General features: G+C 43.2%; 13 protein-coding genes. 2 read left to right on the top strand and 11 right to left on the bottom strand.

The window, feature by feature from the left end:
• Positions 1-22: 22 nt before the first annotated feature.
• Entirely contained in the window at positions 23-2617 is a 2595-nt protein-coding gene (gene gyrA / locus HMPREF0663_RS10635) for a DNA gyrase subunit A (protein WP_004370544.1), read from the bottom strand.
• 198 nt (positions 2618-2815) lie between these two features.
• Complete coding sequence (locus tag HMPREF0663_RS10630; RefSeq protein WP_004370543.1) at positions 2816-3826, bottom strand: iron chelate uptake ABC transporter family permease subunit; 1011 nt, start codon at positions 3824-3826, stop codon at positions 2816-2818.
• Between the two features lie 560 nt (positions 3827-4386).
• Between HMPREF0663_RS10630 and HMPREF0663_RS10625 the strand changes: the two genes are divergently transcribed.
• Together HMPREF0663_RS10625 and HMPREF0663_RS10620 are read left to right on the top strand one after the other, a co-directional pair.
• The gene (locus HMPREF0663_RS10625) at positions 4387-4554 is read left to right on the top strand and encodes a hypothetical protein (RefSeq protein WP_004370355.1); all 168 of its coding nucleotides are present in this window, start codon (positions 4387-4389) and stop codon (positions 4552-4554) included.
• A gap of 154 nt (positions 4555-4708) precedes the next feature.
• Positions 4709-5152 (top strand): HU family DNA-binding protein, encoded by a 444-nt coding sequence (locus tag HMPREF0663_RS10620; RefSeq protein WP_004370339.1) that lies wholly within the window; start codon positions 4709-4711, stop codon positions 5150-5152.
• A 232-nt stretch (positions 5153-5384) separates the two neighbouring features.
• Here HMPREF0663_RS10620 and pdxT read toward each other — a convergent pair whose 3' ends face one another.
• From pdxT to HMPREF0663_RS10575, 9 genes are all read right to left on the bottom strand, one after another.
• Positions 5385-5969: a pyridoxal 5'-phosphate synthase glutaminase subunit PdxT gene (gene pdxT / locus HMPREF0663_RS10615; RefSeq protein WP_004370542.1), complete on the bottom strand. Its 585-nt coding sequence runs from the start codon at positions 5967-5969 to the stop codon at positions 5385-5387.
• Positions 5969-6844, bottom strand: a complete 876-nt coding sequence (gene pdxS, locus HMPREF0663_RS10610; protein WP_004370541.1) for a pyridoxal 5'-phosphate synthase lyase subunit PdxS — start codon at positions 6842-6844, stop codon at positions 5969-5971. The genes pdxT and pdxS overlap by 1 nt, the downstream gene beginning before the upstream one ends.
• Positions 6845-6961: 117 nt before the next feature.
• Positions 6962-9118: an alpha-amylase family glycosyl hydrolase gene (locus HMPREF0663_RS10605; RefSeq protein WP_004370540.1), complete on the bottom strand. Its 2157-nt coding sequence runs from the start codon at positions 9116-9118 to the stop codon at positions 6962-6964.
• A 3-nt stretch (positions 9119-9121) separates the two neighbouring features.
• A complete protein-coding gene (gene fabD / locus HMPREF0663_RS10600) occupies positions 9122-10015 on the bottom strand; it encodes an ACP S-malonyltransferase (RefSeq protein ID WP_004370539.1) in 894 nt (297 codons plus the stop codon).
• A gap of 210 nt (positions 10016-10225) precedes the next feature.
• The gene (gene rplI, locus HMPREF0663_RS10595) at positions 10226-10744 is read right to left on the bottom strand and encodes a 50S ribosomal protein L9 (protein ID WP_004370538.1); all 519 of its coding nucleotides are present in this window, start codon (positions 10742-10744) and stop codon (positions 10226-10228) included.
• 19 nt (positions 10745-10763) lie between these two features.
• Entirely contained in the window at positions 10764-11036 is a 273-nt protein-coding gene (gene rpsR, locus HMPREF0663_RS10590; RefSeq protein WP_004370537.1) for a 30S ribosomal protein S18, read from the bottom strand.
• 2 nt (positions 11037-11038) lie between these two features.
• A complete protein-coding gene (gene rpsF / locus HMPREF0663_RS10585; RefSeq protein ID WP_004370536.1) occupies positions 11039-11383 on the bottom strand; it encodes a 30S ribosomal protein S6 in 345 nt (114 codons plus the stop codon).
• 367 nt (positions 11384-11750) lie between these two features.
• Positions 11751-13262, bottom strand: coding sequence for a glycoside hydrolase family 10-like protein (locus HMPREF0663_RS10580; RefSeq protein WP_004370534.1), 1512 nt, complete (start codon positions 13260-13262; stop codon positions 11751-11753).
• 256 nt (positions 13263-13518) lie between these two features.
• Positions 13519-13983 (bottom strand): lipocalin-like domain-containing protein, encoded by a 465-nt coding sequence (locus tag HMPREF0663_RS10575; protein ID WP_004370532.1) that lies wholly within the window; start codon positions 13981-13983, stop codon positions 13519-13521.
• Between the last annotated feature and the right edge of the window lie 321 nt (positions 13984-14304).

Raw genomic sequence — 14304 nt, 5'->3', positions numbered from 1 at the left:
GCTTATTATTTTAAATTTTACTTTATTCATCTACCTTGTCATCAAAGTCAAGCGGAGACGTTACGGTTTTGTCTCCTTCTTCGCTGTTATTCAATGGAGCGTTCTCATTCTTCTGCGCCCACTGTGAACGGCTTTCCTCCTCAACGGTAGCCTCCAATTCAGAACTCATAGTCTTACATACGCTTGCAATGACATCATTCTTTTTCGACAGATTTATCAAGCGTACACCTTGAGTAGCACGGCCCATCACCCGACAATCAGCTACAGCAAGGCGGATCGTTATACCACTCTTATTGATAATCATGAGATCGTTATCATCCGTAACATTCTTTATTGCAACGAGACGTCCTGTCTTATCGGTAATATTCATGGTCTTTACTCCCTTGCCTCCACGATTTGTTTTCCGGTAATCCTCTACTCCGCTACGTTTACCATAACCGTTTTCACTAACAACCATTACCGTTTCTTGAACAGAATCGTTAACTACTATCATACCAACAACTTGATCATCTCCCTTATCAAGACGAATACCTCGCACGCCGGTTGCAGTACGTCCCATAGTTCTAATGGTCTTCTCATCAAACCTAACAGCCCTACCATTACGATTGGCCATAATCAGCTCATTGTGCCCGTTGGTTAATCTTACATCTACCACTTCGTCGCCATTTGCAATGTTAATGGCAATAACTCCGTTTGTACGAGGACGGGAATAAGCTTCAAGACTTGTTTTCTTGACGGTTCCATTCTTTGTTGCGAATACGACATAATGTGAATTGATAAATTCTTCATCATCAAGGCCGCGCAGACGCAGAATAGCATTAACAGAATCATCACTTTCGATATTTAACAGATTTTGTATAGCCCTACCCTTCGCATCTTTCGCTCCTTCCGGAATATTGTAGCATTTCAGCCAATAACAACGCCCCTTCTTGGTAAAGAAAAGCATGGTTTGATGCATTGTCGCAGGATAAATAAACTCTGTGAAATCCTGCTCGCGATGCCGTGCTCCCTTAGAGCCAACTCCTCCACGAGCCTGCTCTCGGAACTCACTCAATGGAGTTCTCTTGATATATCCGAGGTGACTTACTGTTATAACAACAGGATCATTGGGATAAAAATCTTCGGCATTGAACTCATGTTCTGCTGGGATGATCTTAGTACGACGGTCATCGCCATACTTTTCTTTTACCTCATTGAGTTCGTCTTTCATTACCTTTTTGCATAATTCAGGATCCTCGAGTATCTGTTGCAAATGAGCAATTAGCCTTTCCAACTCCTCATATTCTGCGTGTAATTGGTCCATACGCAACCCTGTAAGCTGCGAAAGACGCATGTCAACAATTGCCTTCGACTGCAATTCATCGAGTTCGAATCTGTTTTCCAAATTCTTCTGTGCATCGGCAGGAGTCTTCGACGCCCGAATAATATGCACCACTTCGTCTATATTATCGCAGGCAATGATAAGACCTTTCAAGATATGTGCCCGTTCCTGTGCTTTCTTCAATTCGAATTGTGTGCGGCGGATTGTTACTTCATGACGATGCTCAACGAAATATTTCACACAGTCTTTCAATGCCAACAACCGCGGACGGCCTTTCACCAGCGCAATGCAATTTACGGAGAAAGAGCTTTGAAGAGCCGTCATCTTGAACAGTTTATTCAAGATAACATTGGCATTCGCCTCTCTTTTCACGTCTATCACAATACGCATACCCTGCCGGCCAGACTCGTCGTTCGCATTGGAAATACCCTCGAGCTTGCCTTCCTTCACAAGGTCTGCGATATACTCGATAAGTTGTTGCTTATTGACACCATACGGTATTTCAGTAATAACAATCTTATCATGGTTCTCTCCAACCTCGATTTCTGCCTTGGCACGAATTACTATTCTGCCACGGCCTGTCTCGTAGGCATCCCTTACACCTTGAAGACCATAAATATATGCACCTGTCGGAAAGTCCGGAGCCTTGATATACTCCATCAATCCGTCTGTATCAATAGCTGGATTATCTATATATGCACAGCATCCATCGATTACTTCGTTGAGGTTATGCGTCGGGATATTCGTTGCCATACCCACGGCTATACCGTTGCCTCCGTTTACGAGCAAATTAGGTATTTTCGTCGGCATAACCGTCGGTTCCTGCAGAGTATCGTCGAAATTATTGGCCATATCAACGGTGTCTTTTTCAAGATCATCCATGATATGCTCGCCCATTTTTGAGAGGCGACATTCCGTATAACGCATGGCCGCTGCCGAATCACCGTCTACACTACCGAAGTTTCCTTGACCATCGACAAGGGTGTACCTCATATTCCAATCTTGTGCAAGACGCACCAATGCGCCATACACAGATGAGTCGCCGTGCGGATGGTATTTTCCCAACACCTCTCCTACTACACGCGCACATTTTTTATAAGGTTTGTCGTTCGTATTCCCTATTCCCAACATGCCGTATAAAATACGGCGGTGAACCGGCTTAAAGCCGTCACGTACATCAGGAAGAGCACGAGCCACGATGACCGACATTGAATAATCTATGTACGAAGATTTCATTTCTTCTTCAATGTTGATCTTCATGATCCTGTCTTGATCCATTGTCTGATTTTCGTCCATTTAATCTATGTTATTTTGTTGAATATTCGCGAGAACGGCCTTTATTTTACTTCTAAGCCGTTTTATATCGTTTTCCGAGGGGCTAAATTACTATTTTTTTTTCATATATAAGGCATTTCCGACAAAAATATGGCGAAATTAAGCATTATTAGAAGTGCCAAAGCAAATAAAACTGTGGATAAGATGCTTGCCGAAAGATTACCTCTTTTTATACATCACCCAAATCACAACCGGCGCTCCAATCAAAGGAGTAATGGCATTCAGAGGAATAATTTCCCCATTTTTCGGCAGATAACATACCAGATTGCACAACAACGCAACTGCACTTCCTGTCAGTATTGTTATAGGAAGGAGTTGTCTGTGGTTCTCTGTTCCGAGCAATAGCCTTGCAATATGAGGTACGGCAAGGCCGATAAAAGCTATCGGACCACAGAAAGCAGTCGTTATAGCAGTCAACAATCCCGTTGTAATCAACAGTCTATTCCTTACTCTCGTTACCGAAACGCCAATACTCTCTGCATACTTATCGCCTAAAAGAAGCGCATTGAGGGGCTTGATAAGTGTGATAGAAGAAAGCAGTCCGATAACAATAACGCCTGCGAAGATGGGTATATACTGCAGAGAAACTCCGCTGAAATCGCCGAGTCCCCATATTGTGAAAGACTTCACACCCTCGTCTGTTGCAAAGAAATTGAGCAAAGAAATAACTGACGAAGACAGATAGCTAATCATCAAACCGATGATTAGCAGCATTATGCGATTTTGAACGGCAAGCGAAAAGATAAAGATAACAGCCGTAACACCCATTGCTCCTACAAAAGCAGCTGTGAATACGGCCATGAAACCGCTCGCACTGAACATGAAAGCAGAAACGCTTCCACCCGTTGCCATTATCACCAATGCTACACCGAGCGCGGCTCCACCGTTGATACCCAAAACCGACGGGCCCGCCAGCGGATTTTTGAATGCCGTTTGCAGCATAAGTCCGCTCACCGACAATGCCCCTCCGCATAGTGTTGCCGTCATAGCCTGCGGCAGTCGCGACTCTGTAATGATATACCGCCAGCTTTCCTTTACCCCTTCTCCGGCAGTTAGGATTGTCCACACATCCCCTGCCGGAATTGCAACAGAGCCGAGCAACAAGTTCAGTGCAAACAGAATAAAAATGCACAAACCTAAGACCAACGAATATAAAAATCCTTTATTCATTTCTTTTCATGAACGTGCAAATGTAATTATTTTTTTTCAAACGTTCATCCTACATCCATGATATTTAATCAGAACACTCCCAATAAGCATCCTTTTTATCTTATTTGTAATATTTTTCATTCATTTACTTGCAAGTTTAAGATATATTACCTATCTTTGTCCCGAAATGTTAGAAAAGTGTAGTATATATAATAAAGGTGTAAATGGCGTACAGAGAAACTTTAATTTCTCTGTGCTTTTTAACGCATTATATTTGGCAGTGTCAGATATTTTGCTAACACACACACACACACACACACACACACACACACACACACACACACCGTCGCTTAACCCCTCTATTTTAAGCTTTCTCATACGCACGCGCGAAGCGCCGTGTATCTCCCATAAACAAAGGGCTCACATAAGTTCCCTTTGCTACGTTTCTCATGCGTTTTCATCAAACTTCGAAAGGCAAAACAAGCACAATTTTGCACTAAATATTCAACTATAAAACAAAGAAAATATGAAGAAACTTTTTAAATAGAAAAAAGAAAATCATTAAATAAACACACAACACAATGAACAAGAGAAAGATATACATAGCTCCCGCTATCAGGATTATCCGTCTCACAACCGAAAAAAACGTCGCACAATTCGTAGTAACTACTCATAACGGAGGCGAGGCTAAAGGAGCGTCAGACGACGAAGAATGGCAAGTAAACGACATGCAATGGGACAATCAATAACCCGCAGCTTGTAAGGAGACCATCTCCTTATCGTAAAGAGACCATCTCCTTATCGTAAAAAGGCCATCTCCTTAGCATAAAAAGACCGTCTCCTTACAACAAGCAGCCAAACTCTTTATAAATAACATGTTAAACCCTTTAAAACCAAACGATTATGGCAGTGAAATACAAGTTGTATCAAGACAACCGCAAGAACAGTGCCTACAAAGGCAAATGGTATGCCCGCGCAGTGATAAACGACGTGGTAAACCTCGAAGAAATCAGTCAGGAAATACAAGACAACACCACGGCTAAGCAGGCCGATGTGTACGTAGTGCTGAAAGAAATGATCAACGTGTTCCGCCGTCATCTGCAGAACGGCGACCGCGTGGTGCTCGAAGGCTTCGGCGCATTCAAGGTAGGGCTGAAAAGCAAGCCTGCCAATTCGCCCAAAGACTTTAATTCTACAGACCACATCGTGGGCGCACGCATCAACTTCCAGCCCGAAACGCATTGGACGGCTACAGATCATACGCGCCGGAAACAGTTCCTGCAAGGTCTCGAAGTAAAGTTGGAAGGCGAAAAACCTGCTCAAACCACACCCAAACCGGGGGCATAATGCCGTGGGGAATAAAGAACGAACAAGCGCAAAAGAAAAGTCTGCATTAACCGATCGCACAACACGCAGCAATCGGCCAAACACCGAACTTCGCTTCAGAATTCAACATTCGCCACTTGAAAATATTTTATAACTCTCTATGACAATCCCGATCCGCCATTTTTGACCGTCGCGACGACGAGAACAGGATCGGGATTTTTCATGTCCTCACCCTTACCGCAAGCTGCAAATGCTACCGACTATCGGCCGAACTCACGATATTTAAAAAGAACCTGTGCACACGGGTATCGTTCGTAAGCTCAGGATGGAAAGCCGTTACCAATTGATTTCCTTCGCGGGCGGCAACTATCCTCCCTTCGACCGTGGCCAACGTTTGGCATTCGTCGCTCAAAAGAGTTTGAATGTAAGGCGCGCGAATAAACGGCATGGGAACTTTCTCCCCCACTCCCTCCATCACGCTTTCCGCATAGAAACTCCCTAACTGGCGCCCGTAAGCATTCCTGCACGTTTGTATATTCATGGTAGAAATTCCGCCATAAGCCTGTCCGTCTACTTTCTTCGAAAGCAGTATCAGGCCGGCACATGTTCCGAACACCGGCATACCGTCTGTAATCATCCGGCGCATCGGCACTAACAAATCGAGATCGTTCAGTAACTTAAGCTGTACGGTGCTTTCACCTCCCGGAATAACCAAACCGTCTACGGGTTGGTTTAAATCGCTGTTCTGGCGTATTTCAAACGTATCGGCTCCTAAAGTTCGGAGCATTTGCGCGTGTTCGGCAAATGCTCCTTGTAAGGCTAATATTCCAATTTTCATTACTTACCCCGTTCGGCCATCAATACCTGTATTTCCTGTTCGTTGATGCCGACCATCGCCTCGCCGAGATCTTCAGACAGTTCAGCAATAATCTTGGCATCGTTATAATTCGTTACGGCCTTTACGATTGCGGCGGCACGCTTTTGGGGATTACCGCTCTTGAAGATACCGCTGCCAACGAACACGCCTTCTGCTCCAAGCTGCATCATCAGTGCGGCATCGGCGGGTGTGGCAACGCCTCCGGCAGCAAAGTTCACAACGGGCAGCTTTCCGTTATCATGTACGAACTTCACCAGCTCGTAGGGCGATTGCAGTTGTTTAGCCGCTTCGAAGAGTTCATCTTCGGTCATCGACACGAGCCTGCGTATTTCGCTTTGCATCAAACGCATGTGAGTAACGGCTTGAATAATGTCGCCCGTTCCGGGTTCGCCCTTCGTGCGGATCATCGTTGCCCCCTCGGCAATTCGACGCAACGCCTCGCCTAAGTCTTTGGCACCACAAACAAAAGGCACGGCAAACTGTGTTTTGTCGATATGGTAAATGGGATCGGCAGGCGACAGCACTTCGCTTTCGTCGATATAATCAATCTCGATGGCCTGCAATATCTGCGCTTCTGCAAAATGGCCGATACGGCATTTCGCCATCACGGGAATAGAAACAGCCTCTTGTATTCCTTTTATCATCTTAGGATCGCTCATTCGCGAGACGCCTCCGGCAGCGCGGATATCGGCCGGAATTCTTTCCAACGCCATTACGGCACATGCCCCAGCCTGCTCGGCAATACGCGCTTGTTCGGGCGTTGTTACATCCATAATTACTCCGCCCTTCAACATTTGGGCCAGATTACGATTTAATGTTTGTCTTTCGTTTGTCATATTATTTTTCTTTTAATTTACAGTTGTTTTATTGATGAAGATCGCACACTAACGCCGAAATCTTCGGTGCCATGCATACTTTTCGTTCGATCGGTGCAGAAATCGTCGATTTCGCAACTACTGCACCACTTTGAACCGAATGCGATAAGCGTGTTTCGCCTCATCCCAGTTCGTACCGAGGATTTCAAATCTACCTATCTGACTCGTCGACCGCACATGTTTGCCAATACAAAGACAAACGTCGTAATCGCCAATCCGTACAAGCCGGAGCATATCTGAGGCGTCGGCAGGCAGACGATCGGTTTTTACATCGGTAGGCAGATGGTCTCTGTCTACGACTTCATAGGTTACGGGGAGGTCTTCCTGTATCAGCTCGTTCATCTTATCTTCTATGGCCTTTTCTTCCTTACGGTCTGGCTTATGGTCCAAGATGTAGGTAATTTTACTCTTTTTCCGCTCTATGTGTGCGTTATTCGAACGTTCGCAACCGAACATTCTCACCATAGTTTGGTTGAGCAGATGCTCCGCAGTGTGTGCAGGCGGGAAATCTTCCTTGTTATGGTCGTTGAAATTAATGTCTATATTCGTCATCGATAAATTGAATTTAAAAATACATCCACTGTATGGAGATACCATTGTTGCTATCACACCATCTTTCCTTAGCGCAATGGTCTGACTTTTACCCGTCAGCAGTTCTACACCGTTGGTAATGCACTCGGCCATCCTTAAACAATCGAATGCGTGTTCGGGAATAATCGTAGCCGTCTGCACCGTCTTATCAGAGAAGTTGACGATGATAAACAGCAATGTGCTTCGGTACTTTCGCAGAAAAGCATACTGATAACGGGGATCGAAACTATCCGACATAGGATTTACATATATCAAATCGAAAAAGTCGCCTTTTGCAACAACCTGCTCTCGTTTAGCGATATTCAAAATCTGTTTATATCGTGCTACCAGTTTTCGTTCTTCCGGTTTCAACTGCAGCTTGGCAAAATACCCTCTGCGTATTGCATCAACCGACCAGTAGTCGAAGATGCTCGTACGACCATCAATTCCGCTGAAACCTTCCTTGTCCATCCCGCGTTCACCGTATTCCTGTCCGGCATAAAGCATAAACGGGTTTTTACGCATCAACGCACTTACCATCACTCCCGGAATGGCCTTACGAGCATCGCCGCAGAAAAAGTCGCTCGCAATACGCTGTTCGTCATGGTTCTCCAAGAAGTAGAGCATGCGTTCATTGATATCATCGACATGTTGCCATTGATATGTAATGGCGCCAGCCGGACGATTTCCGCAGATAACATCCCGTAGGCAGTCATACATCCCAACCTTATCGTAAAGATAATCGAAACCGCTTTCGATATATGCTCGGTACTGGTCGGAAACATACACTTCACCGATAAAGACCGTCTTAGGAAAACGCTTTTTTACAATACTGATGGCATATGCCCAAAAAGCAGTGGGAACCATTTCCACCATATCGCAACGGAAGCCGTCTATCCCCTTAGCCATCCAATACAGAAGTATATCCGTCATCTTCAGCCATGTATTGGGTATGGGATCGAAATGGTAAGAACGTCCGCCCGTATCACAATAATCAACACCGTAATTCAGCTTCACGGTTTCGTACCAATCGTTCACTCCCGGGCAATTGTCGAAATGGTCATTACCGGTAGCTTTGGCAGGCATTTCATGATAAGTATTGTGCTCCTTATTGATAAAACCAAGAGACAGCTCTTGATTAGGACAGTAATAAAAGTTATTCTGTTGGTCGAATTGCCTGTCAGTTCGGTCGTTCTCTCCCAAATCTTCTACTCCATTTGGCTTGCATATCGACCGATATTCCCTTGCTACATGGTTAGGAACGAAGTCCATAATAACTTTCAAGCCCGCATGATGGGTGCGCGCAATCAGGCTTTCCCACTCCTGCATGCGTTTTTCCACGTCGACAGCAAGATCCGGATCAACATCGTAATAATCGGTTATTGCATACGGAGAACCCGCTTTCCCTTTGACCACCTCCGCGTGTTGTCGCGGTATGTCGTAACGCTGTGAATAATCCGTCGCCGTTGCATGGCGAATAATTCCCGTAAACCACACGTGCGTAACTCCCAAATCGCGAATTTGTTTCAAGACTTTCGGCGTAAAGTCTTCCATCTTTCCTACACCATTTTCGGCAACCGAACCATTCTCTTTACGAGTTTGGTTACGATTGCCGAAAAGACGTGTGAGAACTTGATAGATAATAATTTTCTTACTATCCTCCATTGATTATGCTTCTTCAATACCGTGAGCCGTCACGGTATTATCAATACGGCTGATCATTCCCTGCAATGCCTTGCCCGGCCCGCACTCCGTAAAATCATTTGCACCGTCGGCAATCATATTCTGTACCGAAGAAGTCCAGCGTACGGGACTTGTCAGCTGGGCAATTAAATTGCTTTTAATTTCGGCTGCATCCGTATGCGGTTTACCATCCACATTCTGATAAACAGGGCATTTAGGGGCATTGATAGTAGTCTGTTCAATAGCTACCTGCAATTCCTCTTTAGCCGGTTGCATCAATGGAGAGTGAAATGCACCGCTGACTTTCAAAGGGAGAGCACGCTTTGCTCCCGCAGCTTTCAGCTTTTCGCATGCCGCATTTACAGCATTTACGTTCCCTGAAATTACCAACTGCCCGGGGCAATTATAGTTAGCAGGAATTACCACATTACCTTCCGCACTGACTTCTGCACAAACTTCCTCCACTTTCTCATCTGGTAATCCGATAATTGCAGCCATAGTTCCCTCGCTTACCTCACATGCTTTCTGCATGGCAAGAGCACGAGCGTGCACTAGACGAAGGCCATCTTCAAAGCTCAACGCTCCCGCTGCAACCAACGCAGAGAACTCGCCCAATGAATGGCCGGCTACCATTGCAGGAGCAAATTCATCGCCCATGCAAAGTGCTGAAATCACACTGTGCAGGAATACGGCCGGTTGAGTAACCTTAGTTTGCCTTAGTTCATCATCGGTTCCGGCAAACATAATATCTGTAATCTTAAAGCCAAGGATCTCATCAGCTTTGTCGAATAATTCTTTTGCAAGAGAGTTGTTTTCGTACAGGTCTTTACCCATACCTACAAATTGAGAACCCTGTCCGGGAAAAACAAATGCTTTCATTTCTTAATTCAAATTAATTAATCTGCCTAAAATATTTGCCCTGCAAAGTTAAACTAAATCAAACAGATTACAAAATATTGAGTTATATATTTTTATTCGAGGTATATTATTAATGCGAAATACCCAAATTGAACAAAAATCGAAATAAAAAATCCCAATCACCTTATACGGTAATCGGGATTTTTATGTTGGTTTGCTTTACAGTGCAAATTATTCTTCTGCAGGAGTCTCTTCAATCTTGGCAACCTCCTCTACTACTGTTTCAACAGGTGCTGCCACAACAGGAGCATTTTCAGCAACCACTTTTACCGGTACTTTTATCTCAACTTCCTTGTGGAAGTGAACAGTTGCTTCGTAATCACCGACTTTCTTGGCATCGTGCATAGTAATAATCTTACGATCTACTTCTATGCCTAATTTCTTCAACTCTTCTGCAACATTGGCAGCACCAACAGAACCGTATGTAACGCCCGTTGCGCTTACCTTTGCCGAAATGGTTAAAGCAACATCTTTCAAGGCCTCTGCTCTCTTCTCAGCCTCTGCTTTCAAAGCAGCAATCTTGTGTGCCTGTTGCTTCAAGTCCTCTGCAAGTTGTTTCTTTGCCGAAGGAGAAGCTATAACACCTTTTCCTTGTGGTATAAGATAGTTACGGCCGTAACCGTTCTTTACATTCACAATATCGTTCTTGTAACCAAGCCCGATAATATCTTCTTTCAGTATTATTTCCATTCTGTTTCCTCCTCTTTAATTATTTCATCAAATCGGTTACGTAAGGAAGCAGTGCTATCTGGCGTGCACGCTTTACAGCCTGAGCAACGCGACGCTGATACTTCAAGGATGTTCCAGTAATACGACGCGGAAGAATTTTACCTTGTTCATTCAAGAATTTCTTAAGGAACTCGGGATCTTTATAGTCGATATATTTGATTCCGCTTTTTTTGAAACGGCAATACTTCTTTTTCTTGACGTCGATAGAAGGAGCGGTCAAATAACGAATTTCTGAATTATTCTGTTCTGCCATGATTATGCCTCCTGTTTTTTAGCGTACTTTTGTTTCCTCTTCTCTGCATACTGAACAGCATATTTGTCGAGACTTACGGTAATATAGCGGATTACCTTCTCGTCGCGGCGATAGCCTGTTTCGAGCTTATTCACAATTGTCGGCTCACCTTTAAACTCAAACAAACAGTAGAAGCCCGAGGTCTTCTTCTGAATTTGGTAAGCCATTTTCTTCAGTCCCCAAGCCTCTTCATTCACGATCTCCGCACCATTATCGGTGAGCAGTTTCTTGAATTTAGCGACCGTTTCCTTCATCTGTTCATCAGACAAAACGGGAGTCAAAATGAAAACGGTTTCGTATTGATTCATACTACTTTAAATTAATAAAATAATTAATAATAAAATGCACCTTATACAAATGCGATGCAAAAGTACGTTTTTTTTTGATGCAGACAAATATTATTAGTATTTTTGTCCGAAAATTAGCTATAAAATGAAAAGATACATCAAATATATAGGGTTTCCATTCGTATATCTTGGTGTGGCATGCCTATGCATCGAATATGTTACGAACTTAAAATCCAATATTCTTTTAGGTATCGGACTACTGTTCATCATATGCGGAATAATAGGCTATATGGCCTATCAGAAAAGAACCGAGAAATACTGAATAGATATTTGAATGCGCCTTACAAATAAAAGATCGGATAGAGAAACCTCAATCCGATCTTTTATATTACAGTTTCACACGTTTCTTACGTCCTTTGCTTTCATTGCTCATTTTATCGAGAGATGTAACAACATATACGCATTTCTTTGTTCCATTTATGTAAGGAAGTTTATAATAAGTTTTGTTCGTTATTGCCAATATCTTCGATGGTTTTTCAAGATCTACTTCTTCCCCATCCTCAAAACGATACACAACATATTTCTCTACTACATCATCCCATTTGCTCCCTTTAGGCTGTTGCCAGAACAGAATATACCCGTCGTTAGTCCATACGGGTTTCACCTTTTTGGGTTTCTTGGGAGCTTTGCTGTCGATGAACGGCATGAGCGGCTGCAATGCAGGCCGTTTCCAATAATAATTGCGAAGTGCTGTACCATAACTGCCTACATTATCTGTCACCGCCTTAGCATACCACAGCACGGTACCGTTTACATAGGGTAACCGGTCGTGCAGACTGAACTTTGCGTTCATTTGATTATTTTTCGGATTATTCTTGTCGGGGTACTCCGTTGTTCGTATCACGTTCTCCCCAATAAAGAGCGGACGGTTCTTGGCATATTTGTTCCACCAAGTAATTAGAGTTTCATAATCTGCCGCAGGATGCCCTATTTCCCAATACAACTGCGGCACACAGTAATCCACCCAGCCATTGTTAATCCATAGCAATACATCGGCATACAGATCATCATAATTCTGCAAACCATTGGTATTACTTCCTATAAGCGGGGCGTTTTTCTTGTTCCGATAAATACCGAAAGGCGATATACCGAACTTCACCCATGGCTTAAGGCTGTGAATATTCTCCGAAAGCTGTTTTATCAATACGTTTACATTGTCGCGCCGCCAATCGTTCTTATTAGATATACCATTATTATATAGCCTAAACTCGCGGTCATCGGGAATAGTTTCGCCGACTGCGGGGTACGGATAAAAATAATCATCCATGTGAATGCCGTCTACATCATACCGCCGAACAATATCTTCCACCACCTTATATATATGTTCTCTGTTAGCCGGATTCCCGGGATTTAATATAAATTGGTTAGCATATGCAAACACCCGTTCGGGATGTTTGATAGCCACATGCGTACCGGCAAGCGTAGCCGTAGACTTAGTTTTGGCACGATATGGATTTATCCATGCATGCAATTCCATACCTCGTTTATGGCATTCGGTAATCATCCATTGCAACGGATCCCAATAGGGCGACGGAGCAACGCCCTGCTTTCCCGTAAGAAAGCGGCTCCAAGGCTCCAAAGAGCTATTATATAATGCGTCGCATTCTGCCCTAACCTGAAATATGATGGCATTAACACCATCCTTTTGCAACTCATTCAATTGGTAAGTCAGCATACGTTTCATATTCTCTGTACCAATTCTTTCGAATTGACCGTTGACACATTGTATCCATGCACCTCTGAACTCTCGCTTCTTTCCTTGCGCCATGCACTCTGAGTGGAACAGTAAAGAGGCAACCATGAACGCAATAAATGAAACAGAGAAAAAACTTTTCTTCATGATAGGTTATCTGTATTTTTGGTCGCAAAGGTAATAAAATAAGGTGCAATCGCTTGAAAGGTTCATGCCATTTTTATTCTTTTTTAAGAGTTTATTTCCTCGAAATCATCCGCATTGCATTTATTATATCGCTCTCTACATCTCATATCCGACTAATATTTCCGGTAATCTTCGATGGTTAAACGAAAAAGCACCTACCGGCAATCGGTAAGTGCTTAATTATTCGAGTAGTTTTAACCGTACAAAAATAATTGTTTTATCTTACTTTTATGAGTGTTATTCGCTGCGGATGCTGCGGATCATTATCCAAATTATGCTCCACAATTGCACTATTTCCATTAATGGAGATAACTGTATAAGCACTCTCAAGTACCCCTATAAGCGTATGAAAGTAAATTTTATTTTCATTAATATCGTACTTGTAGGTTTCCTTATCACTCCAGTCTTTGGTTATTTCCGAATAGGCTGATAAATATTGACATGTCCCGTCGTCTTTGAAAATAAAGCGTTCGGAATCTTCGCCCATAATATCTTTATCAACTTCAACAACTCTCTCATTTTTATCAAAAATATAACCAGACACATGGGTTGCTTGCCACGTTCCCACAATATTGGCCTTGATGGTGTCGGAAGATACCTTGTCATCATCCGAAGAGCAGGATAACAGTGCAAACGCGCACATAAACAAACTGGCAAAGCTAAATAAGTGTAGTCGTTTCATTTGTATGTCTATTAAGAATACATTTGCCTATAGCTCCCTTAAATTAGGCAAGATTAATAATTTTATTCCGAGAAGCGTGGGAACTAAAAGATACGCTTGAGTACGGTGCAAAGATAAACAAAATTTTTTATTATAGCCAAAGTTCAGTATAAAAATTATATAACAGACTCACTTTTACTGTTGCTATCAAGAATTACGTTATACAATTAATGCGAATAAATATAGCATATAAATTCAATAAAATCAGCTTCTATGCAAGATAGGCAGGCTATTTATTTCACGCAATAATGAGTAATAACACAAGAAAAGCCTGAAAGCATT

The sequence above is a fragment of the Hoylesella oralis ATCC 33269 genome (assembly GCF_000185145.2).
Lineage (GTDB): Bacteria > Bacteroidota > Bacteroidia > Bacteroidales > Bacteroidaceae > Prevotella > Prevotella phocaeensis.
The sequence above is the reverse complement of the archived record's forward strand: the minus strand, read 5'-3'. Positions and strand labels throughout refer to the sequence as shown.